Annotated in this window: 24 protein-coding genes and 1 pseudogene; 10 read left to right on the top strand and 15 right to left on the bottom strand. The window is 67.4% G+C overall.

The genetic code is table 11. From position 1 onward, the window contains the following. Positions 1 to 12: 12 nt before the first annotated feature. Both QA634_RS29940 and dusB read right to left on the bottom strand, forming a co-directional pair. A complete protein-coding gene (locus QA634_RS29940; RefSeq protein ID WP_012335588.1) occupies positions 13 to 1,116 on the bottom strand; it encodes a two-component system sensor histidine kinase NtrB in 1,104 nt (367 codons plus the stop codon). After that, a complete protein-coding gene (gene dusB / locus QA634_RS29935) occupies positions 1,113 to 2,189 on the bottom strand; it encodes a tRNA dihydrouridine synthase DusB (protein ID WP_012335587.1) in 1,077 nt (358 codons plus the stop codon). The genes QA634_RS29940 and dusB overlap by 4 nt, the downstream gene beginning before the upstream one ends. 140 nt (positions 2,190 to 2,329) lie before the next feature. Between dusB and QA634_RS29930 the strand changes: the two genes are divergently transcribed. Together QA634_RS29930 and QA634_RS29925 are read left to right on the top strand one after the other, a co-directional pair. Beyond that, positions 2,330 to 3,562, top strand: a complete 1,233-nt coding sequence (locus QA634_RS29930) for a bifunctional 2-C-methyl-D-erythritol 4-phosphate cytidylyltransferase/2-C-methyl-D-erythritol 2,4-cyclodiphosphate synthase (protein ID WP_012335586.1) — start codon at positions 2,330 to 2,332, stop codon at positions 3,560 to 3,562. 11 nt (positions 3,563 to 3,573) lie between these two features. Next, positions 3,574 to 4,074: a CinA family protein gene (locus tag QA634_RS29925; RefSeq protein WP_012335585.1), complete on the top strand. Its 501-nt coding sequence runs from the start codon at positions 3,574 to 3,576 to the stop codon at positions 4,072 to 4,074. Between the two features lie 80 nt (positions 4,075 to 4,154). On the opposite strand, the gene QA634_RS29920 is transcribed toward QA634_RS29925, so the two are convergent. The 5 genes from QA634_RS29920 to QA634_RS29900 all read right to left on the bottom strand — a co-directional run bounded on the left by QA634_RS29920 (position 4,155) and on the right by QA634_RS29900 (position 8,575). Then, positions 4,155 to 4,610, bottom strand: a complete 456-nt coding sequence (locus tag QA634_RS29920) for a type II toxin-antitoxin system RatA family toxin (protein ID WP_012335584.1) — start codon at positions 4,608 to 4,610, stop codon at positions 4,155 to 4,157. Position 4,611: 1 nt separating this feature from the next. Then, positions 4,612 to 5,574: a lipoyl synthase gene (gene lipA / locus QA634_RS29915; RefSeq protein WP_012335583.1), complete on the bottom strand. Its 963-nt coding sequence runs from the start codon at positions 5,572 to 5,574 to the stop codon at positions 4,612 to 4,614. Positions 5,575 to 5,679: 105 nt separating this feature from the next. Then, on the bottom strand, positions 5,680 to 5,970 hold the full coding sequence (locus QA634_RS29910) for a GlsB/YeaQ/YmgE family stress response membrane protein (protein WP_012335582.1): 291 nt from the start codon (positions 5,968 to 5,970) through the stop codon (positions 5,680 to 5,682). A gap of 69 nt (positions 5,971 to 6,039) precedes the next feature. After that, the gene (locus QA634_RS29905; protein ID WP_012335581.1) at positions 6,040 to 7,080 is read right to left on the bottom strand and encodes a sensor histidine kinase; all 1,041 of its coding nucleotides are present in this window, start codon (positions 7,078 to 7,080) and stop codon (positions 6,040 to 6,042) included. Next, positions 7,067 to 8,575, bottom strand: a complete 1,509-nt coding sequence (locus QA634_RS29900) for an ATPase domain-containing protein (RefSeq protein WP_012335580.1) — start codon at positions 8,573 to 8,575, stop codon at positions 7,067 to 7,069. The genes QA634_RS29905 and QA634_RS29900 overlap by 14 nt, the downstream gene beginning before the upstream one ends. A gap of 252 nt (positions 8,576 to 8,827) precedes the next feature. On the opposite strand from QA634_RS29900, the gene QA634_RS29895 reads away from it, so the two are divergent. Both QA634_RS29895 and QA634_RS29890 read left to right on the top strand, forming a co-directional pair. Beyond that, entirely contained in the window at positions 8,828 to 9,304 is a 477-nt protein-coding gene (locus QA634_RS29895) for a hypothetical protein (protein WP_236728865.1), read from the top strand. Positions 9,305 to 9,406: 102 nt separating this feature from the next. Next, positions 9,407 to 10,138 (top strand): alpha/beta fold hydrolase, encoded by a 732-nt coding sequence (locus QA634_RS29890; protein WP_012335578.1) that lies wholly within the window; start codon positions 9,407 to 9,409, stop codon positions 10,136 to 10,138. A gap of 173 nt (positions 10,139 to 10,311) precedes the next feature. Here QA634_RS29890 and QA634_RS29885 read toward each other — a convergent pair whose 3' ends face one another. Together QA634_RS29885 and QA634_RS29880 are read right to left on the bottom strand one after the other, a co-directional pair. Beyond that, positions 10,312 to 10,596 carry a hypothetical protein gene (locus QA634_RS29885; RefSeq protein ID WP_012335577.1) on the bottom strand — a complete coding sequence of 95 codons (285 nt, stop codon included), beginning with the start codon at positions 10,594 to 10,596 and terminating at the stop codon, positions 10,312 to 10,314. Positions 10,597 to 10,696: 100 nt separating this feature from the next. After that, positions 10,697 to 11,005, bottom strand: a complete 309-nt coding sequence (locus tag QA634_RS29880) for a hypothetical protein (RefSeq protein WP_012335576.1) — start codon at positions 11,003 to 11,005, stop codon at positions 10,697 to 10,699. A 178-nt stretch (positions 11,006 to 11,183) separates the two neighbouring features. On the opposite strand from QA634_RS29880, the gene QA634_RS29875 reads away from it, so the two are divergent. From QA634_RS29875 to QA634_RS29860, 4 genes are all read left to right on the top strand, one after another. Then, positions 11,184 to 11,483 (top strand): hypothetical protein, encoded by a 300-nt coding sequence (locus QA634_RS29875; protein WP_012335575.1) that lies wholly within the window; start codon positions 11,184 to 11,186, stop codon positions 11,481 to 11,483. A 122-nt stretch (positions 11,484 to 11,605) separates the two neighbouring features. Beyond that, positions 11,606 to 11,872: a hypothetical protein gene (locus QA634_RS29870; protein ID WP_012335574.1), complete on the top strand. Its 267-nt coding sequence runs from the start codon at positions 11,606 to 11,608 to the stop codon at positions 11,870 to 11,872. Positions 11,873 to 12,066: 194 nt separating this feature from the next. Further along, positions 12,067 to 12,198 (top strand): hypothetical protein, encoded by a 132-nt coding sequence (locus QA634_RS29865; RefSeq protein WP_012335573.1) that lies wholly within the window; start codon positions 12,067 to 12,069, stop codon positions 12,196 to 12,198. A gap of 96 nt (positions 12,199 to 12,294) precedes the next feature. Beyond that, positions 12,295 to 12,924 carry a L,D-transpeptidase gene (locus QA634_RS29860; RefSeq protein ID WP_012335572.1) on the top strand — a complete coding sequence of 210 codons (630 nt, stop codon included), beginning with the start codon at positions 12,295 to 12,297 and terminating at the stop codon, positions 12,922 to 12,924. A 33-nt stretch (positions 12,925 to 12,957) separates the two neighbouring features. Here the strand turns inward: QA634_RS29860 and QA634_RS29855 are convergent, their stop codons facing one another. The 5 genes and pseudogenes from QA634_RS29855 to QA634_RS35630 form a co-directional block, all read right to left on the bottom strand. Beyond that, entirely contained in the window at positions 12,958 to 14,946 is a 1,989-nt protein-coding gene (locus tag QA634_RS29855; RefSeq protein WP_043701747.1) for a class I SAM-dependent methyltransferase, read from the bottom strand. 457 nt (positions 14,947 to 15,403) lie between these two features. Beyond that, a pseudogene (locus QA634_RS29850) lies at positions 15,404 to 16,317 on the bottom strand (IS3 family transposase). A 30-nt stretch (positions 16,318 to 16,347) separates the two neighbouring features. Then, positions 16,348 to 18,567 carry a PAS domain S-box protein gene (locus QA634_RS29845; RefSeq protein WP_012335570.1) on the bottom strand — a complete coding sequence of 740 codons (2,220 nt, stop codon included), beginning with the start codon at positions 18,565 to 18,567 and terminating at the stop codon, positions 16,348 to 16,350. Positions 18,568 to 19,740: 1,173 nt separating this feature from the next. Next, a complete protein-coding gene (locus QA634_RS29835; protein ID WP_322597452.1) occupies positions 19,741 to 21,252 on the bottom strand; it encodes a tetratricopeptide repeat protein in 1,512 nt (503 codons plus the stop codon). Positions 21,253 to 21,258: 6 nt separating this feature from the next. After that, positions 21,259 to 21,687, bottom strand: coding sequence for an adenylate/guanylate cyclase domain-containing protein (locus QA634_RS35630; protein ID WP_322597451.1), 429 nt, complete (start codon positions 21,685 to 21,687; stop codon positions 21,259 to 21,261). Between the two features lie 239 nt (positions 21,688 to 21,926). Here QA634_RS35630 and QA634_RS29830 point away from each other — a divergent pair, with 239 nt between their 5' ends. Next, positions 21,927 to 23,036: a YncE family protein gene (locus tag QA634_RS29830; RefSeq protein WP_265576453.1), complete on the top strand. Its 1,110-nt coding sequence runs from the start codon at positions 21,927 to 21,929 to the stop codon at positions 23,034 to 23,036. 679 nt (positions 23,037 to 23,715) lie between these two features. Beyond that, positions 23,716 to 24,942: an adenylate/guanylate cyclase domain-containing protein gene (locus tag QA634_RS29825; RefSeq protein WP_012335567.1), complete on the top strand. Its 1,227-nt coding sequence runs from the start codon at positions 23,716 to 23,718 to the stop codon at positions 24,940 to 24,942. 466 nt (positions 24,943 to 25,408) lie between these two features. On the opposite strand, the gene QA634_RS29815 is transcribed toward QA634_RS29825, so the two are convergent. Then, on the bottom strand, positions 25,409 to 25,702 hold the full coding sequence (locus QA634_RS29815) for a hypothetical protein (protein ID WP_043701738.1): 294 nt from the start codon (positions 25,700 to 25,702) through the stop codon (positions 25,409 to 25,411). Positions 25,703 to 25,851 lie beyond the last annotated feature (149 nt).

Raw genomic sequence — 25,851 nt, 5'->3', positions numbered from 1 at the left:
GCTCTTCTGGGGTCACTCGGCATCCGGGGCCGATTCGCGCCCGTCGCGGGCGTGGGACATCGGCAGGAGTACGCGGAAGGTGGTCCGGCGGGGGGCGGGATCGCACTCGACGATGCCGCCGTGGTCCCCGACGATCTTGGCGACGAGGGCGAGGCCGAGCCCCGACCCCTGGGCCTTGGTGGTCACGAAAGGGTCGAAGAGGTCGGGGAGCAGGTCGGCGCTCACGCCCGGCCCGTTGTCGCGCACCGCGACCTCGATCGGCAGGCTCACCCGCTCGCGCGAGCCCGGCACCTGCAGGCGCAACCCCGTGCGGAAGGCGGTCGAGAGGGTGATCTCGCCGTCGACCGCGTCCGCGCCGATCGCCTCGGCGGCATTCTTCACGAGGTTGAGGATCACCTGGACCAGCTGGTCGCGGTTGCCGAGCACCGGCGGCAGCGAGGGGTCGTAATTCTCGACGAAGCGGATGTGGCGGGCGAAGCCGGACTGGGCCGAGCGCTTCACCTGGTCGAGGACGCCGTGGACGTTGACCGGCCCGCGCTCGACCGGGCGCTCGTCCCCGAACAGCTCCATGCGCTCGACGAGGCGCACGATCCGGTCGGCCTCGTCGCAGATCAGCCGCGTCAGCATGCGGTCGTCCTCGCCCGCCGACTGCTCCAGCAGCTGGGCGGCGCCCCGGATGCCGGCGAGCGGGTTCTTGATCTCGTGGGCCAGCATGGCGCCGAGCGCCACCATCGAGCGGGCCGCCTGCCGATGGGTGAGCTGGCGGTTCATCTTGTCCGCGATGGTGCGCTCCTGCAGCATCAGGACCACCATCTCGTCGTCGAGATAGGTCGCGAACACGTCGACGCTGCGCTCGACGCCGGAGCGCGGCGAGCCGAGCTCCACCCGGTACTCGCTGACACTCGCGTGCCGCCGCCGCACCTCGTTCACCAGGGCGATGATCGGCGAGGAGAACGGGATGATGTCGCGCAGGCGCTGGCGCTGCATCAGCCGGCGCGAATAGTCGAAGAAGTGCTCCGCGGCCATGTTGACCTGGAGGATGCGCTCGTCCGGCCCGATGGTGAGCACCGGCAGCGGCAGCGCGTTGATGATCGCGTCGCAGGTGGGCGCGCTCATGCCGCCCACTCCGCGGCCGGTGCCGCCCACTCCGCGGCCGGTGCCGCCTCCCCCGCGACTCCCTCGCCCGCGAAGGCCCGGCGCAGCAGCGCCAGCGCCTCGGCCGGGTCGGTCGTGGTGACGAGGCGCGCCCGCTCGCCTGCGGCGAGGCCGCCCGCGTGGTCCGCGTAGGCCGCCAGGTGCTTGCGGGCGTGCCGCACCCCCATGGCGACGCCGTAGAGGGCGAGCAGGCCCTCGTAATGCTCCCCCGCGAGGTCCGCCTGCGCCGCCCGCGTCAGGGCGGGCGCGGGCGCGCCGCGCAAGCCGGCCGCCACCGCGCCGACGAGCCAGGGCCGGCCGACCGCCGCCCGGCCGATCATCACCGCCGCCGCCCCGGATTCCGCCAGGCAGGCGCGGGCCTCGGCGAGGCTGCCCACATCTCCGTTGGCCACGACCGGGATCGACACCGCCTCGACCACCGCGCGGATCGCCGCCCAATCGGCCCGGCCGGCGTAGAATTGCTGGCGCGTGCGGCCATGCACCGTGACGGCGGACAGGCCGAGGGCCTCGGCCCGGCGCGCGAGGTCCGGCGCGTTGCGGGACGCGTCGTCCCAGCCGAGGCGCATCTTGACCGTGACCGGCACCGCCACCGCCTCCCGCACCGCCGCCAGCAGCCGCGCCGCGTGGTCGAGGTCGCGCATCAGCGCCGAGCCCGCCTCCCCGCCCGTGACCTTCTTGGCCGGGCAGCCCATGTTGACGTCGATCACGTCGGCGCCGTTCGCCTCCGCCAGCCGGGCGCCCTCCGCCATCCAGCGCGGGTCGCAGCCGGCGAGCTGGACCACGTGCGGCCGCACCCCCTCGCCCTCGGCCCGCAGCCGCGCCTCCGCGCTGCCGCGGGCGAGATCCTCCGCCGCCACCATCTCGGAGACGACCGCGCTGGCCCCGCACCGGCGGGCGATCCGGCGCAGATGCAGGTCGGTCACGCCCGACAGGGGGGCGAGCAGGGCGCCGGGCGCGCGCGCCCCCGGTTCGGGTGGCGGCGCTCCCGGATCGGGCCCGGGCCGCTGGCCGCTCAAAGAATGGTCAATCTTCATTCTGCACAACAAATAGCCAAAACTCGGCCGTGCGCAAGCGGAGAAGCTTCGCAGGCCGCCGATTTGATTTTGCGCCGCACCCCTTCTAGGAACGGGCATCCCGTCGGGACGCGCGTCCCCGCCGTGTGAGGATCCGGTCCATGTCCGAGACTGCCGCGGTCGTCGTCGCCGCGGGCCGCGGCATCCGCGTCGGCGGCGGCACTCCCAAGCAATATCGCCGCGTCGGCGGCAAGGCGGTCCTGACCCGGACGCTCGAGGCGCTGGCGCGGCATCCGGGCCTGGCGCGGATCCAGGTCGTGATCGCGCCCGACGCCGCCGCCTTCTACGCGGAGTGCCTCGCCGGTCTGGGCGATCTCGCCGCCAAGCTGCTCCCGCCGGTCCCGGGCGGGGCGACGCGCCAGGATTCGGTGCGGGCGGGACTGGACGCGCTGGAGCGCGCCGGGGCGCCGGACCTCGTGCTCGTCCACGACGCCGCGCGGCCCTTCGTGGACGAGGCGCTGATCGAGCGGGCGATCGCGGCGGCGCGCCTCCACGGCGCCGCGGTCCCGGGCGTGCCGGTCAGCGACACGATCAAGCGCGTGGACGCGGCGGGCGTGGTGCGCGAGACCCCGCCGCGGGATGCCCTGCGGGCCGTGCAGACCCCGCAGGCCTTCGGCTTCGCGCTGCTGCGCGACGCGCATCGCCGCGCCGCCGCCCAGGGCCTCGACGCCTTCACGGATGACGGGGCGCTCGCCGAGTGGGCGGGCCTGCCCGTGACGGTCTTCCCCGGCGACGTCCGCAACCGCAAGATCACGCAGGCGGCCGACCTCGAGGAGGCGGACCGCGCCTTCGCGGGCCCGGGCGGCGCCGCGCCCGCCCCAGGGGATGCTCCAGGAGATGCCATGACCCTCGTCACCCGTCTCGGCACCGGCTTCGACGTGCACGCCTTCACGGAGGGCGACCACGTCTGGCTCGGCGGCGTGCGCATCCCGGCCGCGCGCGGCGTGCTCGCCCATTCGGACGGCGACGTGGTGCTGCACGCGCTCACCGACGCGATCCTGGGGGCGCTGGCGGACGGCGACATCGGCGTGCACTTCCCGCCGAGCGACCCGCGCTGGCGCGGCGCCTCCTCGGATCAGTTCCTGGCCGACGCGGTCGCCCGGGTGGCGGCCCGCGGCGGCGTCATCGACCATCTCGACGTCACGGTGCTGTGCGAGCAGCCCCGCATCGGCCCGCACCGGGAGGCGATCCGCGCCCGCATCGCCGAGGTGGCGGGGATCCCCGTCGGATCGGTCTCGATCAAGGCGACCACGACCGAGGCGCTCGGCTTCGTGGGGCGGGCCGAGGGGCTCGCCGCCCAGGCCGCCGCGACGCTCCGCCTGCCCGCCGCCTGAGGGAGCGCCGCGTGATCACCGACACCGCCCTCATCGCCCGCGCGGGCGTGCTCATCGCCGCCTACCGGGAGCGCAGGCGCCGGATCGTCACCGCCGAATCCTGCACCGGGGGCCTGCTGGCGGGGCTGCTCACCGAAGTGGCAGGCTCCTCCGCGGTGGTGGAGCGGGGCTTCGTCACCTACTCGAACGAGGCCAAGGCCGAGGTGCTGGGCGTCGATTTCGGCCTGATCTCCGAGCACGGCGCGGTGAGCGAGCCGGTGGCCCGGGCGATGGCGGACGGGGCGCTCGCCCATTCCCGCGCCGACGTGGCGCTCGCCATCACGGGCATCGCCGGCCCTTCCGGCGCCACCGCCACGAAGCCGGTCGGCCTCGTGCATTTCGGCCTCGTCACGGCCGGGCGCGCGATGCGCCACCTGGAGCGGCGCTACGGCGATATCGGCCGGGCGGAGGTGCGCCGCAAGGCGGTGGAGGACGCCCTCGGGCTGCTGGAGGCGGCGCTGACCGAGGTGTGATGCGCTGCCCGGACGATCACGTCCGGACAGCGCCTGATACGCCATCCGGTTGATGGCGAAGCCATCAACCGGATGGCGTATCAGGCCCGCGCGTAGATCCGGTCCGCCCGGCTCTCGAACGCGTCCGTGAACTTGCGGAAGGCGCGGTCGAACATCTTGCCCATGAGCAGCCCGAGGGCGAGGCTCTTGAACTCGTAGGTGATGTAGAATTCGACCAGGCAGCCCCCGCCCGGCGCCTCCCGGAAGGTCCAGCGGTTCTCCAGGTGGCGGAACGGGCCGTCGATGTACTCGGCCACGATGCGCAGGTTGGGGCGGTCGAGCTGGACGCGGGTGGTGAAGCGCTCCGAGATCGCCTTGTAGCCGACGCTCATCTCGGCGACGAGGATCTCGCCCCCGGCCTCGCCCGGCTGGCGCCGCAGCACCCGCAGCGCGTCGCAGAGCGGCAGGAATTCGGGGTAGCGCTCGACGTCGGCGACGAGGGCGAACATGTCGTCCGGGCTGTGGCGGACGCTGCGGGTGGTGCGGAAGCTCGGCATGTCAGGCGGTGGCGAGGCGGTCGCGCCGGGCTTGGGAGAGCCTTGCGAAATCCGCCCCGGCATGGTGGGAGGAGCGCGTCAGCGGCGTCGCCGAGACCAGGAGGAAACCCTTGGCGTAGGCCGTGGTTTCATAGGCCCGGAACTCCTCGGGCGGCACGAAGCGCAGCACCGGATGGTGCTTCTTCGTCGGCTGCAGGTACTGGCCGATGGTGAGGAAATCGACGTCGGCCGAGCGCAGGTCGTCCATCAGCTGAAGCACCTCGTTGCGCTCCTCGCCCAGGCCCACCATGATCCCCGACTTGGTGAACATGGTCGGATCGAGCTCCTTCACCTTCTGGAGGAGGCGCATCGAGTGGAAGTAGCGGGCGCCCGGGCGGACCGTGAGGTACTTCGACGGCACCGTCTCAAGGTTGTGGTTGAAGACGTCGGGCTTGGCCGCGACCACCACCTCCAGGGCCCCGTCCTTGCGCAGGAAGTCGGGGGTGAGCACCTCGATGGTGGTGCCCGGGCTCGCCCGCCGGATCGCCCCGATCACCGCCGCGAAATGGCCCGCGCCCCCGTCCCCGAGGTCGTCCCGGTCGACCGAGGTGACGACCACGTGCGAGAGGCCGAGCCTCGCCACCGCGTCGGCGACGCGGGCGGGCTCCTCCCCGTCGAGGGCCTGCGGCAGGCCGGTGCGCACGTTGCAGAAGGCGCAGGCCCGCGTGCAGGTATCCCCCATGATCATGAAGGTGGCGTGCTTCTTCTCCCAGCACTCGCCGATGTTGGGGCAGCCCGCCTCCTCGCAGACCGTGACGAGCCCGTGCTCGCGCACGATCCGGTTGGTCTCGGCCCAGCCGGGCGAGCCCGGCGCCTTGACGCGGATCCAGTCGGGCTTGCGCTGGATCGGCTGGTCGGGCCGGTGCGCCTTCTCCGGGTGGCGCGGGCGGGCATCGTGGGCGAGGAGATCGAGGACGACGGCCATGGGCGATCCGGGCGCGGCGCCCAACCCCTGGGGCGCCGAGGCCCTGACTTAAGGGCTCGCCGCCCGCGGGGCAAATGGGACGTGACGCCCCGCCGCGCGCCCGGCTCAGTAGGTCGGGCGCTGCCCCTTCACGGCCCGGTAGACGGTGATGACGATCACGGCGCCGACCGTCGCGGAGATCAGGTTGCGCCAGAAGCCGAAGATCGGGATGTGGAGCTGCGCCGCCAGGAAGTTGCCGACCACGCCGCCGATGATGCCGAGCACGATGTTGGCGAGGAGGCCCATGGTCGAGGAGGTGAATTTCTCCGCGAGCCAGCCCGCCAGCGCCCCGATGACGATTGCCATGAAGAAGCCGACGCCCGGTTGCCCGAGCGCCCCGTAGATGTGACCGTTCATTGATCCCCTCCTTGACCCTGGGTCCCGCGCGCCGGGCCGGGCGGCGCGGCGCATCCGATTCCGTGCCGGTCAATAATGGGGGACCGTGCGGGTCTCCACCAGGGGCGCCTCCATCCGGAAATGCAGGCCGGCCGGGGCGAAGTCGAAGCGGATATCCGCCCCGCACTGCATGGTCAGCACCCGTTGCAGCAGGGTCGAGCCGAAGCCCTTGCGGGTGGGCGGGCGGGCCGGCGGGCCGCCGCGCTCGGTCCAGTCGAGCCGCAGCCGCCGGGCGCCCTCCGCCGCCCTGATCTCCCAGCGCACCGCGATGCGGCCCTCCGGCACCGAGAGCGCCCCGTGCTTGGCGGCGTTGGTGGTGAGTTCGTGGATCGCCATCCCGGTCGGCACCGCGAGGTCCGCCGTCAGCTCCACGGGCGGGCCGTCGAGGGCGATGCGCCGCCCCTCCGCGTCGTTGTAGGGGGCGAGTTCGTTCTCCAGCATCTCCTGCAGCGAGGCCATCTGCCAGTAATCGTCGGTGAGGAGATTGTGGGTCTTGGCGAGCGAGATCACCCGGGCGGAGAAGCTCTGGTAGAACTCGTCGACGCTGGTGGCCGAGCGCGACGAGGCGCCGAGCAGGGCCTGCACGGTGGCCAGGGTGTTCTTCACCCGGTGGTGCAGCTCGCGGATGAGGAGGGTCTGGCGCTCGGCGGTCTGCTGGCGCTCGCGCAGGAAGGCGGCGGCCTCGCGCTGGCGCCGGCGCGCCCGCACGGCGAAGCGCGCCGCCGTCAGCAGGGTGGTCGGGTGGAAGGGCCGCTCCAGGAGCGTCACGTTGCCCAGGATCTCCATCAGTCGCGGATCGGGCGGGGAGCCGCGCAGGGTCAGGAGCAGGAACGGGTAGTCCGACCAGGGTTCCTGGCCGGCGATCCAGGCCGCGAGGTCGCGCCGGTCGGCGTCGCGCAGCGCCTCCTCGGTGACGACCGCGCAGCTGCCCGCGTCGAGGCGCGCCACGAGGTCGGGCAGCCCCGCGCAGAGGGCCGCCCGCAGGCCGCCCTCGCTCAGGATGGCGCTCGCCACGACGGCGTCGCGGCCCGTGGGAGCCAGGATCAGGACCGGTGGATCAGTCTCGCTCATCACCGCCCTGATCGGCCAGCAGCCGGCCGAGATCTCCCACGTAGGTCGGAACGCCCGTCAGCACGCCCCGGAAGGCCGAGAGGGGCTCGCCCACCTGCAAACCGTCACCGCCGATCCGCAGTTCCCGGATCGCGGCCTCGTGCGGGCCGACCCGCTTCTTGATCACCGAGATCGCCCGCCGCAGCGCTCCCCCGGCCTCGAAGAAACGGAACAGCAGGATCGTGTCGCTGAGGTAGGTGAGATCGATCGGCGACGACATCTGCCCGATCAGCCCGTGCTGGGCCAGCACCAGCAGGGTCGTGACCCCCTGCTGGTTCAGGTAGGTCAGGATCTCGTGCATCTGGAGCAGCAGGTACTGCTCCTCCGGCATGGCGTTGTGGTAGCCGGTGAGCGAGTCGATCAGCACGACGCGGGCATCGTCCCGCTCCACCGCCTCGCGCACGATCGCCGTGAGCTCGCCGGGCGAGACCTCGGCCGGGTCGATCTGCTCCAGCCGCAGCAGGCCCGACTGGCAGTAGGGCTCGATATCCATGCCGAGACCCCGCGCCCGCCGCTTGAGCACGCTCGACGCCTCGTCGAAGCTCAGGATCAGCGCGTGATCGCCGCGCTGCAGGGCGCTCACCAGGAAGGCGAGCGCGCTCGACGACTTGCCGACCCCGGAGGGGCCGAGCAGCATCGTGCTGGTGCCCCGGTCGAGCCCGCCGCCGAGCAGCGCGTCGAAGGCGGCGATGCCGCTCGTGAGCCTCTCCTCCGGGAAGGCGTGGCCGTGCTCGGCCGCGATCAGGCGGGGGAAGATCGACACGCCCCCCTTCCGGATCACGAAGTCGTGGTAGCCGCCCCGGAAGGCGGTGGCCCGCATCTTGATCACCCGCAGCCGCCGCCGCTCGCCGCCGTAGAGGGGCGCGAGCTGCTCCAGCCGCACCACCGCGTGGCAGAGGCTGTGCAGGTTCAGGTCGTCCTGCTCGGAGGTGATGTCGTCGAGGAGCAGCGCGGTCGTGTCGTGGATGAGCAGGAAGCTGCGCAGGGCGAGCACTTGGCGCCGGAAGCGCAGCGAGCCCTGCGAGAGCAGGCGGATCTCCGACAGGCTGTCGACCACCACCCGCTGCGGCTTGATGCGGTCGATCTCGGCGATCGCCATCCGGACCGTCTCGCCGAGTTCGAGGTCGGACGAGTGGACGAGGCTCTGCTGCTGGGAGGGATCGAGGGAGAGTTCCGGCGGCACCAGCTCGAACACCTCGATCCCGTCGAGGCTCCAGCCGTGCCGCTCGGCGACGTTGAGGAGCTCGCGCCGGCTCTCCGAGAGCGTGATGTAGAGGCAGCGCTCCCCCGCACGCGCGCCGTCGAGCAGGAATTGCAGGGCCAGCGTGGTCTTGCCCGAGCCGGGCCGCCCCTCGATCAGATGCGCGCGGTTCGCCGCGTAGCCCCCGCCGAGGATGTAATCCAGGCCGGGAACGCCGGTGGCGATCCGAGTCGCGTCGTCGGATGGTGCGGTCATGGCGGCCCCTGGGTGGAATCCTGCCGCCCCCCTAACAGATGCCGCCTGCGGTTGCACGCGGCCTCCAGGATATTCAGTATTCCAGATTACTTTTAGTCTTGCCAGGATTAGACGGCGCAAACGACGCGCGAATGCCCGCGCAATGTGCGCCAGGACACATCATTTCCGCCACAGCGGCGCTATTGAGGCGGACGACGCCGATTGCGAGCGACGCAGAATGCTGCCGCGCTTGCCCGAGATCAGGGGCGTGTCATGCAGATTGCTTGGCCTCACCGTCACTGTGACGGATCGGTTCATTACACCCATTGCTGCGCCGAGGCCGTCGAGGCGCTCCCGGCCTTCGAGCGGACGGATCGCCCGGCCCGGATGGGCCGGCGCCTGCGCGCCGCGCTCGGGGCGGCGGCGGCGGCGCTCGGCCTCGCCACGGCGGGGTTCTGGCTGATGATGCTGAGCACGCCGCCGGTGTCCCAGGCCGCCCTGCCGGCCGGGGCCGACCTGTGCCGGAATGCGGGGCACGAGGTCCGCACCCTGATGGAGGCCGAGATTGCCCGCCGGGCCCGGATCGGCGCGGCCCCGGGCCAGGCCGCCTTCAACGAGTTGCTGCTGTGGAAGCAGGCCGCCGAGGGCGCCTGCGCGGCGGGCCGCACCCGCGACGCCCTGCGCGAGTTCCAGGCGCTGGAGCGGCTGCTCGCGGCCCGCGCCAGCCGTCCCGCCGCCGACGAGGAGTGAGGGCGGCTGCGCCCGCCGCGGGCGCCCCGCCTTGCGCTCCGGCGCCGCGCGCGCTTGGGTGGGGCCCGGGCGGCGCGGCGCCGCCCCGGCCGGGAGGGGCGCATGGCGGAGCGGGAGCGACCGGCCTTCGTGCTGGTGCACGGGGCGTGGCACGGCGGCTGGTGCTGGCGGCGGGTGGCCGACCTGCTGCGCGGGCGGGGCCACCGCGTCTTCGCCCCGACCTGCACCGGGCTCGGCGAGCGGGCGCATCTCCTCTCCCGCGCCGTCACCCTCGACACCTTCGTGCGGGACGTGGCGGGCCTGATCGTCGCGGAGGAGCTCGACGACGTCGTGCTCGTCGGCCATTCCTTCGGCGGGCTCCCGGTCAGCGGCGTCGCCGACGCGATGCCGGAGCGGATCCGCCACCTCGTCCTCCTCGACGCGATGCTGGTCGAGCCCGGGCGCGCGCCCTTCGACGCGGTGCCGCCGGACCTCGCCGCCGCCCGGCGCCGGGCCGCCGCCGAGACGAGCGGGGGCGTGAGCCTGCCGGTGCCGCCCCCCGAGGCCTTCGGGGTGTTCGATCCCGCCGACGCCGCCTGGCTCGCCCGGCGCCTGACGCCCCACCCGCTCGGCACCTACGAGAGCCCGCTCGTCCTGCGCAACCCGGTCGGCAACGGGCTGCCGCGCACCTACGTGGATTGCACCGCCCCCACCTACCCGGCCCTCGACGGCGTGAAGGAGTGGGTCCGGCGCCAGCCGGGCTGGCGCTTCGCCGACCTCGCGACGGGGCACGACGCCATGGTGAGCGCGCCCGAGGCCACCGCCCGCCTCCTGCTGGACTGCGCGGGCGCCTGATCCGGGTTCCGCGCGGCCTGTTCGGATCCGGCGCCGATCCGTCCGGACGGCCCAGGATGCGGACGCATCGGGCCGTCGATCCTCTCGCAGTCCCGGCACGCGCGATTGGCGCGTGCCGGGACTGCGAGAGGATCGACGGTCGTGGGAACGGTCATGGGACATGACCGCCGCTGTCAGGCCATGGTGACGGTGGCCTGGGCCTGATCGATCTCGATCAGCCTGAGACCGAACGGGCGGCCCTCCCGCGCCTCCCAGTCGGCCAGGGCGGCGTTGACCTCGTCCGGCCCCTCCTCGGCCAGGGCGCGGCGGCCCACCGGCGCCGCGAGGGCGTGGGCCACCTCCTCGATCAGCCTCGTCCGGCTCGCCGTGTCGGCCTGGCCCGCGGCGGCCAGATAGGCGCCGACGATCTGGCGCGACAGGGTCTCGATGACGGCCTGGTTCACGGAAGTCATGACCATGTGGGCGTGTCCCTCCGGGCGATCGCGGCTCCGTCGGCCGGTCCCCAACAACACCGCAGCCCCGCCGGCGTTGCGCTCGGCCGCGCCTCGGCCCGCGCCCTCAGCTCCCTTGGCTCGCGGCCCGGTGGGAGGCGAGGGTGACCACCTCGGCGCTCGGCGGGGTGGCCGGCTTGTCCGGGTGCATCATGAAGATCACCGGGCTGCGGGGCGTGTAGCCCGGATTGCCGCGCAGGTTGAGCAGCGGCTGGAGCTCGATCGCCGCGAGGTCCGCCATGGTGGCGTCGCGCCAGACATGGCCCGGCGACGAGGTCTTGCCGAAGGGCCACCAGCCCGGGCGGACGGCCTCGACCTGCAGCACCAGCTTGCCGGTCAGGGTGCGGCGGAAGTTGAAGCGACCCGTTATGGCCATGACCGACCCTCCACCGGGCCACCATGCGGCCCGTCCCTCAACCAACCCTAAAGACACGCTCCGGGTTCGCCGGCACCCGCACCGGCGGCGGAGCGCCCGCCTCCGCTTGCCCCGCGGACCGGGCCGTGCTCTCTGCACCAAGATAAGGGCCGCGCGCGAATCGGCCACGGGGGGTGGGATGCAGCAGAAGCTGGCCTTCGGGGTCTTCCTCGTCATGGGGGTGACCAACCTGCTGGCCGTGCAGGCCGGGCTGATCCAGGTCCTGGGCCTGCCCTGGCCGCTCGCCTTCCTGGTGGCGATCCCGTTCTTCTATTTCCGCTACGTGGGATCGGTGGCCGGCATCCTCGGGGCGGTGGTGGGGTGGCACTGGTCCCTGCCCGCCGCCGTGGTGCTCTTCGCCTGGCCGGCCCTTCTCTACGGCGTCCTGCGCGGCTGGAGCGAGGTCGCGGCCCTGCTGACGCCGCGCCGGGCCGCCTGATCCCGGCGGGCGAAAGGCTCCGTCCTCGAACCTCGCCGGGCCCCGCCCGGCCTGGAAACTTCCCAGCAGGGCGCGCGTTGAAGGGCCCACGCGCGACGCGCGAAACGCTAGGGAGGGCAGAGATGAGACGGTTCCTGCTCGGAGTGGTTGCGTTCTCCACCATCATCGCCGGCCCGGGGGCGAGTCTCGCCCAGGGCCTCTCGATCGGGCCGGGCGGCGTGCGCATCGACGACGGCCGCGGCCCGCCCGGCTATCGCCGCGGCTATTCCGAGGAGGGCGGGCGCCGCCGCGGCATGTGCCGCGAATTGCGGCAGGCCTGCCTGCACAAGGAGGAACTCGGCGAGCAGGGCGCCGGCAATTGCCGCCGCTACCGCCGGATGTGCGGCTGACGCGCCCGGGCGGCGGACCGCCTGCGGGCCGCCGCCCAACCACCCACGCGACGGGCCGCCTGCGGGCTGTCGCCCAACGCGCCCACGCGACGGGCCGCTTGCGGGCCGCCGCCCGACGCTCCATCTGTTCTCTTTATGTTCTCGCAGGAGGCGGGCCGACGGCCCCCCGGCGAGCCTGGGAGCGGAGGAGCCGGATGGCGGACCAGCACGACGAGGAGGCGGAGGAGGTCGCGCGGGTCGAGCAGGCGGCGCGGATCGCGGCGCTGCGCGACGCCGAGCAGGAGCGCATGACGGAGATCCTGCTCGCCCGGGGCGACGCGCCCTGAGCCGGGGCGAGGCGCCGCATCCGGGCGCGATGCGGATTGCCGGGAACCGGGGGCCGGGGAAGACCGTCATACCGCGGCCCCCTGCCGAGGTCAGCCATGCGTCCCCGCCTCCTGGTTCTCCTGTCGAGTCTCCTCCTGATGGGCCTGCTCTCGGCCGCCCGGGCCGAGGTGACGATCCGGATCGACAAGACCGCCCAGCGCATGGCGGTGAGCGTCGACGGGCAGCCCCGCTACCTGTGGCCGGTCTCGACCGGCCTGCCGGCCCACGAGACCCCGAGCGGGTCGTTCCGTCCCTTCCGGATGGAGCGGCAGCACGTCTCGCGGGAGTGGGACGACGCGCCCATGCCCTTCTCGCTCTTCTTCACGCAGGCGGGCCACGCCATCCACGGGACGAGCCACGGCCGCGCGCTCGGCCGCCGCGCCTCCCACGGCTGCGTGCGCCTGAGCGTGCGCAACGCCGCGACCCTCTTCGCCCTGGTCGGCCGCGAGGGCCTGGGCCGCACCCGCATCGTGATCGAGGAGGGCGGGGGCGGGCTCGTGGCGCGCCGGCACCAGGGGCCGGCCCGGAGGCTGGCGGGGCCGCGGCCCCTCGACTTCTACGAGGAGGACGGGGCCGGGCCGGAGGCCTGGACGCGCCCGGTGGACGGCTTCGAGCGGAGCGCCCGGCCCGTGCTGCTGCTGCGCGCGGGCCGGCCGGCCGCCTACGATCCCTGGTCCGACCAGTGATCCGGGCTCCGCTTGATCGAAGCGGATCCCGCATCACCGCGATCGTGAAGCATCCCCATCCGCGTCGTGGGAGCCGCCTCCACGGTCGGGCTTCGTGATGAGAAACGAGAAGTGTGCCGAGAACATCAGCCGTATCAGGTTGATCTCCGCCGGCGTGTGTCCCATGCGAGCGCCGTATTTCAGAAACTCTTCATGAATGACGTTTTCTCGTGACAGCATGGCCGACAGCTTGTTGTCGTCCCGGCTCCTGGTGACGATCAGAAGCCGCCGTCCCATCCAGGTGAAAACATCGTAGCTCGGATAGACCCGGGACAGACGCAGTCCGGCGCTTTGCGCTGCCAATTTCAATCCATATGGAGTAAAATTGAAGGTGGAATAGTCATGAAACTGCTCGAGATAGCTGACGGATCCGATCAGGCGCCCGCCGGGCTTGAGGACGCGCGCGATCTCCGACAGCGCTGCGCGAGGGACGTGAACGTGCTCGAAGACTTGAAACGAGAAGACGACGTCGAAGGATGAATCGGGGTAAGGGAGCGCCGTTCCATCGTAGAAATCGATGCCCGTCTCGGCACGGGCTTCGGCGCGGACGCCTTCGGCCATGCCCGCGAGATAGTTCACGCCGCGCCACGCGTAGCCCATTCCCTCGATCGCCTGCCGCCAGCCGCCCGTTCCGCACCGGTAATCGAGCAGGCGGCGTCGGTCCGGTTGGTAGGCTTCGGCCAGCATCTCCTCCGGCGCCATGATGCGCGTGGAGTGCTGGTCGACCAGATCGCCGACCTCGGCCACGAAGGATCCGTCCAGCGCGGTCTTGCTCCCGCTTTCCAGGATGTCCCGCACGAAAGCCCCGAGCGCCAGATCGCTCGGCGGGTCGTTCGGCGGGGCGCTCGGGCGCGCGGTCCGGGACAGGTGAAGGTCGGCCGACATGCCCGGGCGCGAGACGATGCCGACCCAGCCGTCGGCGATCGAGCCCAGATCGACCGCAACGCCGCCGGCTCGGCGGATCTGGTTGCAGTAGAACTTGCCGAGGATGCCGGCCGCCACGACGAACAGCCTGCCGTGAAGAGACCGCGAGGACAAATCGGCCATGATCTGGCGGAAGCGGGTCGGCCAATGCTCGCCCCGCGTCGCCGAGTCCGGCAGCAGGTGGTCGTGTCCCTTCTCCCCCGGGACGTGGTGAAACTCGATGTCCGCGATGCCGAACGCCTCGGGGAGCAACCGAGTCAATTCCTGGTGGCAGGAGATCAGCCCGATTGTCCTCTGCCCTCGCAGCAGGTCTTGGATCAGGCCGGCATTGTGCAGTTCGACATGGATCAGCTGCGTGCACGTGTGCCCGTTGGTTGCCCGGGACGCGCGCAGCGCGTTGGTGAGCGCGGAGATGCCCGTGATGCTGGCGATGCGGTATTCGTGCTCCAGCCAGCTCGGGTAGGGCAGACCCACGATGTCCGCTTCGGCGATCGCGTCCGTGATCGTCCTGGCCTGCGAGATCCACGGATCCGCGTTGGGGTCGACGGCGCCCCCGAACCAGATCTGGGCCCGATCGCGCCGGTTGTGGGCGTAGAGGGCCGCGAAGCGCGCCTCGTCCTCGGCGCCGAGGGAGACGAACGCGCCTTCGCCGTCGCCGATGCGGATCAGGCTGAAGCCCCGCCGCTCGCGGAGCGCGGCGGCGATCGCGTCGGCGACGGCGCCCGCTCGCAGGTGCGCCGGAGCGCGCTCGCGCGCGCGCGCCATTCCGATCGCCGCGTCGCGCGGGAAGGCCTCCTGGAACAGGCCGAATTCCCGCATCACCCGGATATCGTTCTCCAGGCGTTCGCGCTCGGGATGGCCCTCGACCGCGATGCCGTCGAGCCGCCGCCGCGCCTCGGCGTGGCGGCCCGCGATGTGCAGCATGCGGGCGGACAGCAGATTGGCGCGCGCATCGCGAGGATTCTCGGAGAGGAGGGCGTCCGCGATGTCGAGGGAGGCGCGATGCTCTCCCGCGTGCATGAGGGACACGGCTCTCTCGAAGCGCTGGGCGGCGGTCACGTCGTAACTCCCGATCCTCGTTCGCGACGGGGACAGCCCGTTCCGAACGGCTGGAGCGTGCTTCATTCGGCTCCGCACGCCCTTCGCGCAGGGAGATGACCAAAGGTAAATATAATCCGACTTCAGGTCCATGCCCAGATCGCCGGAGGCGGCATCGTCCTCGCGGCGCACCGGCAGCACGAATGCACGTTCAGGCATCATCGAGCCGGGTGAACGCTTGGTGAATGGGCCATGATCGAGTCGGATCTGCCCGAGAATCCGGATCGCTTGCCGTGCCGACCCTGGGTGAGATGGTTGCCGTCCGGCCCGCTGGTTCCGGGCGGCGGGACCGGCGCCGTCGTCCGGTCCGGCGCTTCGCCGCCGGAAAGCGCCCGCGCCGCTGCGTCGAGACAGGATCCGCACGGGGTTCCGTTCGCCGGTCACCCGGGATGATCCTCCAGCGTTTCGGTGGACGCAGTTAGCTCACCATCTGCCGCTCGGCCTGCTCGGGTGTCGTATATCCGAGGGCCGAGTGGATCCGTTGCCGATTGGCGTAGCCCTCGCTGTCGGAGAAGAGCTCGCGCCGCGCCTCGTCCCGGGTTGCCCAGCGGCGCTGATGGACGAGCTCGACCTTAAGCGTGTGGAAGAAGCTCTCCATCGGTGCGTTGTCCAGGCCGTTGCCACGTCGGCTCATGGAGGCCTTGAGGCCTGCCGCGTCCAGGAGCCGCCGGTACTCTCCCGACGCATATTGGCAGCCGCGGTCGGTGTGTTGGATCAGCCCCGGCGCGGGGCGCTGCCGCTGAACGGCCATCAGGAGAGCGGCTGCTGCCAGCTCCGTGCGGAGATGCTCGCGCATCGCCCAGCCCGCGACCTTGCGCGTCGCGAGATCGAGAACGGCGGCGAGGGAGAGCCAGCCCTCACCGGTGGCACGTAGGTGATGTCCGCCAGCCAGATCTGGTTGGGAGCCGAGGCGGTGAAGCGCTGCTCGAGCAGGTTGGGGGCAACCGGCAGGCCGTGACGGCTGTCGGTCGTGCCGGGCCGGTCGCGGCCTGCCGCCGTGGCGCGGATGCCGTGTCGCCGCATGAGCCGCTCGATGCGACCACGGCTGACGCCCCGGCCCTCGGCACGCAAAGCCGCGTGCATGCGGGGCGAGGCGATCTCAGCAGCCTGCTCGGCGGGTGAGGCCACGGGTGAGGAGGGCTGTGCTGCCGGAGCGGCCGCCCGCGAGCGGGGCGCCTCGCCGGTGAGAACAGCGCGCCAGTTGCGCAGCATCGAGGGCTGGATGCCAAGTTCCGCCGCGATCTGCATCTGCGGGCGCCCGCTGCTCTCCAGGAGGGCCACCGCCTCGCGCTTGAATTCGGGGGTGAACGCCCGTCGCGCCTTCGTCGCCATTGAACGCCTTCCTCGCTCCCCACGAGCGGATCAGAGGCGTCCACCAACTCGAGGGAGGGTCACCATGCCCATGATGTTGCGAACCCGGTGCTGCAACTCATGCAGCAGCACACCCTGGTGCTCGTTGAGCCGTTGCGTCTCGGTGATGTCCTCGGCGATGCCGCCCACGCGGGGGATGTAGCCGTCGTCGCGCAACGGGAAGTCCGTGTTCCTGATCCAGCGAAAGGCGCCATCGGAAGGGCGTTGGATGCGGAACTCATGAACGGACGTGTTGCCGGCGCGTGCTGCCTGCAGGTGCCCCATCGCTGCCTCGCGCTCCTCCGGTACTATTACCGAAGCCCAGCGCTTCACATCACCGAGCAAGGCGTCCGGCTCCATGCCGTAGATGGCGCCGACAGCAGGGCTGACGAACTCCATCTCCAGGGTCTCGGCTACCCTGATCCAGAGACCGGCGGAGGAGTCACGAGCGAACTGCTGGAAGCGTTGCTCGCTCTCGCGCAGCGCCGTCTCCGCGCGGTCACGCTGGATCGCTGACCACAAGCGTTCTGCTGTCTCCTCAACGAGGGCGATCTCAACCGGGGTCCATCCTCGCGCCGAAGACTGCACGATGCAGAGCGCCGCCTCTAGTGTCCCGTCCTTCGCCAAGGGCACGCTGACCCAAGCGCTCACATCTTGCGCGGCGTAATACTCACGTTCGTGCTCGGGCAGGTCGGTGGCCTCCCACACGTTGGGAACGATCCAGGTGGCGCCGTCCGCGATACGCCCGTAGGTCGCGCGAAACGCCTCGAACGGGTACTGCCCGGCGAGGCTCGGCAGACCATCCACCAAATAGTCGTCCGCAACCTGTCCGTAGCCCGCCTGCGGCTCGTACCCCACGTAGTACACGCGCGAGGCGGACAGGCCCTCGCCCAACATGCGGCAGGCCGTTGCTCGCAACGTTTGCGCGTCACCGATGGGGCGCAGCGCGTCGCTGAGCTTCAGCAGGAACGCCTGCCGCTCCTCACCCTCGCGCAACGCAGCCTCGGCGCGCTTGCGTGCGGTGATGTCGGTGAAGAGAACGGCGACTTGGTTCTGGGCCCCATCCAAGGTGAAGATGTTGAGGTCGAACGTGCGGCCGAGCGTATGTTCGGTTTCTTCGATCCGGATCGGCTCGCCGGTATCGAGCGCCTGGCCATAGAGTTCCGTCCAGCGCGGGTTCGGTGACCCAAGTAGCTCCGTCGCTGTCTTGCCCACGGGGTAGGGCATCGACGTATGCTTCACGAAGGCGCGGTTCACATTGAGGAACCGGAAATCCACCCACTTGCCGGCGCCGTCCTGGAGCACCTCGATCACGGCGTAGGCCTCGTCCATGGACTCGAAGAGGGAGCGGTATTTCTCCTCGCTCTCGCGTTGCATCGCCTCGGCGCGCTTGCAGTCGTCGATGTCGATGTTCAGGCCCGCCCACCTCTCGATGTTCCCTCCCGCATCGAGCACGGGAGCAGCGCGGACGTTGGTCCAACGCCACCCACCATCGGGGGCACGAAGACGGAACTCGGCGTTGACGAGCCGGCGAGCTGCGATTGCCTCGCGCCATTGGTGTTCGGCGAAGGCGCGGTCGTCGGGATGGATCGCGTCCAACCAACCGTATCCAAGCCACTCCTCCACGGTCTGGCCAGTATAGGCACGCCAGCTCGGGCTGTCGGCGACGACGATGCCATGGGCATCGGTCTCCCACACGGCTTGCGCCCAGCTCTCGATCAGAAGGCGGTGCCGCGTCTCGCTCTCGCGCAACGCCGCCTCCATCCGCGCGCGGTCGCCCACTTCTGCACCAGTCATCTGAACGTAGGCGATGGAGCCGTCTCTCTCGCGCACGGGCGCAAGCAGCGCGTCGAACACATCCTTCGCGACGCCCTCGCCGCGCGTGTCAAGAGGTTGGCCGCCGACCTTCACCGTCTCGCCGAAGGCACGCGCGTAGTAGGGCGCCACGGTCGCCCACCCCACGGAGAAGGTATCGGGCAGGGGCCGGCCAAGTGCGGCGGGATGGTGGTCGCCGAAGTGCCGGGCGGCCGCGGCGTTGTAGAGGAGGAGGCGCTGCGGCCCGCACGCAAGTGTCGACACGAGCGGACTGGCAAGCATGAGTTCGACTGCCAGCTTCAGGCGCTCCGACCAGTCTGCGATCGGCCCGAGCGGCGTTGCCGACCAGTCGAAGTCACGGATGCGCCCTGCCATCTCCCCGTCCCCGAAGGGCCATCGCGTGTCGATCTGCGTCATGGATCCAAGAGGCAGGGGCACGAGCGAAGGTCAACTATCGCATGTTATCTCCGGCTCCATGGCGGAGGCACTGGGCTATGTACGCTTCCTGCCGCGTCACTAACCGCCGCTGTCCACCCTCAGCGGCCCTTCGCATGGTCAAGCTGATTGAGTTTTGACCCTAGAGCAGCACCCGATCACGTTGCAATCGGGTACAGCTCTAGGTCTTTGATCTTGCCGCATTTTCTGCGACGAACCGGCATCCACTTCGTCGGAAAATGCTCTAGATCATCTAAGCTCAGGCTGGGACTCGCGTCCCCCCATCCTCTCCCATGCTGATAGTGCTGAAACCGATTTACCCGCTCTCGAATGAACCACAGGTCTGATCTGTGCGTTCTTAGATTAGCCCTCGGCTGAGTTAGTGTGGTAGGGACAACCTATGTTGCACCAGCGCGTATCAGAGACACCAGAGTCAGCGGCAACCTGCCCTGTCGGGGACATCGTCGCAGCCTACCTCATGCTCACGGGTGGTGATGCGGAACTCGCGCTGAGGTGGGCTGTCACTGATGCTCTGGCCGACCTCTTGGTGGCTGACAGACGCACGCGGGAGCGCAGCCGGCTCATCGGTCGAGGCTACGCCGCGAGGCAGTTCATCGGCGGTTGAGAAGCGCCTACCTCCTCGACGGAGCGGCCTCAGTCGGCCCCCATGAGGTGGGGCGTAACCCGGCTCCTCGCCCCGCTTGTCAGCACCACGGCGAACTTGATGCCGACCGTGTTGCCGTTCCGCCAGTGCACCTTCGCCGGGTGTGGATCGCCCATAGGCTCCAGGATAAAGCTGAAGCGCGGGGGTAGCCACGCTATCAGGGAACGACACACACGCTCCTTCGTTCGACAGGTTGAGGAGAAAGCACAGCACCTGCTCCCCTGAACCATCCTCGAACTGCGCGTGGTTCGTGACGGACACACGAAGGCGGGGTGGTCGCGGCGGTGTGGTCACGTATGCGGCTCCCTGAGCGCGTTCCATCCCACCCGTTCGAGGCTTAGCATCTGGTTATTCAGGGGTGGGGGCCTTCCGGCGCGACCGACCCATATCAATACTGAGTTCGGCCCCACTGCTATTGTGGCCGCGCTTAGGATCGGGCAGCATCGCCGGCATGTCTCACCACCCCTCAGCCCGCTACACCAATGATATTATCATTCCTCCTGAAGCCCTGACCTTCGAAGTCCCTCTACCATTCGCGTGTATTCGGCGACGAACTTAGGATTATTCGACCAATCAGCCGTCGCCCACTTCTTGACGGTATATCCAGGCATCAGCCTCAGTAGCCCTTCGTTCGCCGCCTTCGCCTCGTCGTAACGCCCTAGCCACCCATATGAGGTTGCAAGATCAATGTAAGACATATAGTATGGCGCGATCGCATTCGCTTTATGACACCAATCAATCGCTTGCTCCCAATTTCCCATATGAGAGTGTGCATGACATATATCGAACAGCCAGATATTGAGGTTCGGATCCCGTGGACTGAGGCGGATTGCTTTCTCGAAATATGGGATCGACTCGGACGACCTCCCTGCGAATATCCTTAGGAGACCTGAGAACGCGTGACCATCAGCGAAGTTTGCGTTGCTATCAACAGCGGCATCTAACTCGTGTATGGCTTGTTCGAACTGTTTCTTGAAGGCCAGTGCCTGCCCCTTGGACCAATAAGCCATCGCATTATGAGGCCTCTTCTCAAGGACAGGGGCAATCATCTCCTCAATCTTGTTGGCTTCTGAAACAGGGTTGTCACTCCATCCAGCACGAGCCCGGACGGCTAGAGCCCTCGACATTCCAACGACGGCCTGCAGCGACTCATCATCAAGCCTCAGTGCTTGCTCGAACTGGTTTATAGCCTCAGCGACATTAACCTTACTGCGAGGTCTATTCAGTGCTGCCCATCCTCCGAGGGTAAGATCAACAACGTCAGGATTATTGGGTCGCTCCCGTAACGAGCGGAGGCTCTCTTCCTGTATCAGCTGGACATCAAGGGAGCGCGCCAACCTTGCAACGAATTCCGCCTGCAACTCACCAAGTCTACTCCTCTCCCCTTCAAGCCGATCGGCCCACAAGTGAGAGCCGGTCTCGGAAGAGATCAGCTGCGCATTAATGATTATCTTGTCCCCAATCCTGCGAACGCTGCCCTCCAGCACGTAGCGCACACCCAGATCGCGACCGAGTTGTTTCACGTCGACCGCTTTGCCCTTGTACGTGAAGGCGGTGTTGCGGGCGATGACGAAGCTGCCAGCGAGGTGGGACAGATCGGTGGTCAGATCCTCAGTGATACCGTCCGCGAAGAACTCCTGCTCCGGGTCGCTGCTCAGGTTCGTGAAGGGGAGGACCACGATTGACAGGCGAGGAGCCTCCTTGGCCTCTCCGGTCAGCTTGGCAGCGATGGTTTGGCCAGCTGGGATCGTGGTCGGGGCCGTGTAGGAGCGCCAGAGAAGCCCACCCGCAGCAAGGAGGGTAATGATACTGGCTCCGGCACCGATCGCCTTCCACGGCCTTTTGCTCGGCTTGGACCCCCCCTCTTGGGTCTCAGCCGTCGCCACGCTGCCCAGTCCCTCTATGGCCGAGGCTGAGAGAGCGAACACCCCGACCGGCCTCATGATGTTCTTGAGCTCGAGCCTGCCGCGATCCTCGAAGGGGTAGCCAAGCCGGTCCCGCACTTGGTCTTAGACAGCCTGAGCGACACAGATCCCTCCGGTCTCGGCCAAGGGCTCGAGCCTTGCCGCGATGTTGATGCCGTCCCCGTAGAGGTCCCCGTCGGCTTCTACGACGACATCGCCGAGGTTGATCCCGATGCGCAGGCGGAGGGCACGGTCCTCACCTGCCCCGGCCTCGTGACGAGGAACGCCTTGCTGGATCACCACCGCACAGGAGACCGCTCGAACCGCACTCCCGAACTCGGCAATGAACCCGTCCCCGACCGTCTTAATGATTCGGCCCTTGGCGGAGACCACAGCCGGTTCGATGATCTCGCGCCGGAGTGCCTTCAGGCGTCGCAGTGTCCCACTCTCGTCCAGTCCGATGAGGCGCGAGTAGCCCACCACATCGGCCACCAGGATCGTGACCAATCGCCTGTCTGCAACTGCCTGCACCATGGCGAGAGCCCCCAAGCCCGAATGTTACGATGAAACGCGCCCCTCCTGAAGGTCCGTATCCACCTCACCGCTCACTACGTCGACGGGACGCTGAACCCATTGCCTCACTGGAGCGACTATGATCAGGTGAGCAGGCCAAAAAAATAACAGTGGCAAGGAATATTAGGGAGAAAACGATGCGGAGCCATAAAGCGAATCTGTTTGTTTGCGCGTCCTTATTATTACTTGCAGCTCCCCCGGTGGCAGCCAAGCCCTACATGATCGTCGGCAATGACGAGAAACTGAACTGGGATGAGAATGGGAAACCGGTGTTGTCGCCAAGCGGCCGTGACAGCGTGTTGATTGTGGACCTTGAAGATCCTGAGAATCCGAAGATAGCCGCCAATCTGCCATTGAAGAATTCTGTTGTCGGCCCTCCCGTCAATTTGGCCATAAACCCGTCCGGCACCTTAGCCCTTGTCGCTGATTCCGTTGATGTCGTGAAGGATGGGGACGCGCTTAAGCAGGTTCCGGATACCAAGTTGTACGTCATTGATCTTGAGGCCAGCCCGCCGAAGCTCCTTAAAACTCTTGAGGTTGGTAAGCAGCCATCCGGCCTCGATATAAGTCACGATGGAACAATGGCGCTTGTTGCGCTCCGCGCCGAGAATGCCGTGGGTGTCCTCTCGATTAATGGGAAGAATGTCGAACTGACTCAGAAGGTGCCCGTTGATGAGCTGGTCTCCCATGTCGAATTCACCCCGAACGGAAAGACGGCCATTGCAAGTAAGTTCGTCAATCATAAGGTAGCCTTGCTGAGCATTGAATCCAACAAGAAGGTAAGTTATAATAAGCAGGACCTACCAGTCGGCTTGTGGCCATATAATGTTAGCGTGAGCCCAGACGGTAAGATCGCCCTGACAGCTGATAATGGCTTTGCCGGGGCTTCGGACGGAAACGTGGACACCGTTAGCGTTGTTGATCTTGAGGCGACACCTCCACGGGTTATCGATAAGGTCGTCGTGGGAGATGGACCTGAAGGACTTGCGATAAGCCCGAAAGGCGATGTGGCGGTGGCAGTCATCATTAACGGGTCAAATTCCGGAAAGAAAGACTTCTTCTACCATAAGAACGGAACCTTGACTGTAATGAAAATAGATGGTAAAACCGTGACGAAGATCAAAGAAGGACTCGAAACTGGTGGCTTGCCAGAAGCTGCAGTATTTACGCCGGATGGAAGATATCTCTTGGTCGGAAATTTCTTAGACCAGGATTTCTCTATCTACCGGGTGGACGGCTCTAATGTAACCGATACAGGTAAACGCTTCAAAGTTCCAGGTCACCCTGCGTCAGCAAGGATGGGTAGATGACGAGATCGCCGGCCTGACACGGATAACAAAGCTAGGGTGGAGTTATGGAGATCGTTCTCTGTTCACCCTGGCCTGTGCCTAATCGGAGGTTAGCCTACCGAACGTTAACTTCCCACGCCCGACGACCACCTCTCTCGGCATGATCTCCATCGCCTTACCGTTAAGGTCGTATCGCACGGCACGGTTGGGCGCGTAGTTGACGACGAACCCTCGTGGTCGACCGAAGAAGGGTATCTGGTCGGACTTGAAGGAGAGGAGACGCTGGTTCAAGCCGCTCAACGCCTGTCGTACGAACGTGTGCCGAGGTCGCGTCGTATCCAGTTCCAGCTTCAGCAGCCTATCTATTCCGATCATGCAGGCGAACGTGATCTGGCTTGGAACCGTTCTCTCACACTGGACGACCGCGTAGGGTCTGAACGACGTTTCCGACATTCGAGCATTATAGCACGCCAACGCACTCAAGCTATCCACGGTCCATTTGAACAAAGACACGACTTCCGTTGCCGAGTTGACACAGAGCAATACCTTAAGGTCACGCTTGCTCACAAGTGGATCGTCACGGTATCGCTTAGGTTCACTAGACTGATCGCGGGCAGTAAGATTTGACCCAACTTGATAATCGCGAGAGCGAGATTATGTTACCCGTTCCGTCAATGGAGCGGGCGTTAAAGGCCAAGCTATGGCGAAGCCTAGCTTACACTTGGTATATAGTGTAGAGCCCCACGTCGCTGCCGTTCTGGCGGCCGACATGGTTGGGTATACCCAGCATATGTGTAGGGACGAAGCCGGAACCCTCGCACTGCTCAGGTCTCTCCGCCGCGATCTTCTTTACCCGAGCACCAAGCAGCATGGCGGTCGTGTTATAAAATCGAGCGGAGACGGCGTGTTAGTCGAGTTTCCAAGCACATACCACGCTGTATGTTGCGCGATCGAATTGCAACGTGCCGTGCACAGCCTGAACGAGAATACTGAAGAGCCTCGGCGTGTGTTTTTTCGGATGGGCATATGTGTAGGCGATATCACTGTTGAGCAGGATGGAGACATTTACGGAAATGCTGTTAATCTTGCTTCCCGTCTGGAGGGCATCGCCCCGAGTGGGGGAATTTGTCTTTCTCGAGCGGCTCTCGACCAAGTTCACGATAAAATAATATGCGATCCTGTCGATTGGGGTCTCGTTCGTCTGAAAAATGTGGATCGCGCTGTGCAGGTTTTCGTTATAACCCCGGAATTCATTGCGCGACAGGCAGAAACCAAAATATTAAACCTGACGGTGAGTGGGCGCCCCGGTTCTCTCAAGCTCGCATTTTCGCGTGTAGCATTATTATTGGTGACGGGCGTGACTTTTTTGTCGTCGGATCAGCCGATACTTTCTTCGGGGATTATGCGCAGCGATGAGCAAGATGCAATCAGCGTTGCCTCCATTGGAGATAAAACCGGTAGAATGCGCAGAGAGATTACCTCGCGGATGTCGGTCGTAATCTTACCGTTTAAGAATCCTGACGGTGGCTCGAAAGAAGACTCTTTGGCAGAGGCAATTGCAGCGGACATCACATCCGATCTGACCCGCATCGACGGGATTTTTATAGTATCGAGCAGCATCGCTCTAAGATATCAGAACAGACCAGTAGACCCTCAGGAAATCGGAAGGGAATTGGACGTGAGATACGTGTTCTCTGGAACCATGCATCACGCAGATGGCCGGTTTCGTATCAACGCTCAGCTTGTTGATGCCTCGACTGGAGCGCAAATCTGGGCCGATCGCTTTAAAAGTCGTGAAGGTTCGTGGGCGGACATCGAGGACGAAATCGTTGACCGCCTTGTGAGAACGTTGACTTCCGGGATCAGCGATGCTGAGACGAGACGTATTCGAGAAGAGAGTAGCGGTTCAGGCTCTGCAATCCCGTAACGAACGTTGCATCTGTCGAAAAATCGGGTTCCGGATTCCGCTGTGTCCATACATCGTGAACTTATTCAGATTTTTTGGCGACAAACTCCGCCTTTGAGTATAACGAAACAGCATCGCCGGCGTCCGATAACCGCTGACCACCGCAACCTAGGGCACGCTCAACCCAGCCTCGAACAGCCGTGAACCCGCCTCGTGCCTCAGATCGTGAGAGCGGAGATCAGGTATCGCAGCCCTTATCCGCATTTCTCCCCATGCCAACTCAACCGCGTCGGGTTGATGAAGGTCTGGCGTCCTGAAAGACCCTGCGACTGGTGGATCCGCGAGAGCCCCAAGACCATCAGACGGCGCCGTCGGCCACCTGTCGCCGCGGTCGTCGTCGCAGCCTTCGTGCTGATCTGCGTCCTCGCCGCGGCCGCACGTGTGCTCGTCGTGCGCTGAGATGCCGGGCTCGAGATGCAGGTGGAGATCAAACCCCCGTGAGGCCGAACAGCACGATTTGCCCGCTCGTCACCCTGTGCCCCGCGAAGTGCTGCCGAATAGCGTCGGCATGGGCGCGGGCGTGGGCGTCGTGCTCGTCGCCCAGGTTTATGTGGTCGTGCGCGCGATCGTGCTCCTCGAAGGCGACCTCATGGGTTTTGGTGCCGCGCAGGTGCCGGAGGTTGAGGCGAGCCGTGAAGGCGTACGCCTCCGGGATCTCGTCAAAGCTCTCGAGGCAGCGATCGCGGACAGCGAACCTGACCTCCTGCCGTGGGCCGCACATCGCGGCGCTCCGCGGCGCCCTGGCCGGGAGGCTGGAGGCCCTCCGCTCCGTCGCCGACGTACTCGCGAGGGATCCCGTGTTCCTGGCCGGGGTTTAGCGAACGGGCCATGGGACATATCGGCGATCTCATGGCGGCATCAGAGCGCATA

Origin of the sequence: Methylobacterium sp. CB376 (genome assembly GCF_029714205.1) — a bacterium.
Classification (GTDB): Bacteria; Pseudomonadota; Alphaproteobacteria; order Rhizobiales; family Beijerinckiaceae; genus Methylobacterium.
This window is presented reverse-complemented; position numbering and strand designations above follow the sequence as displayed.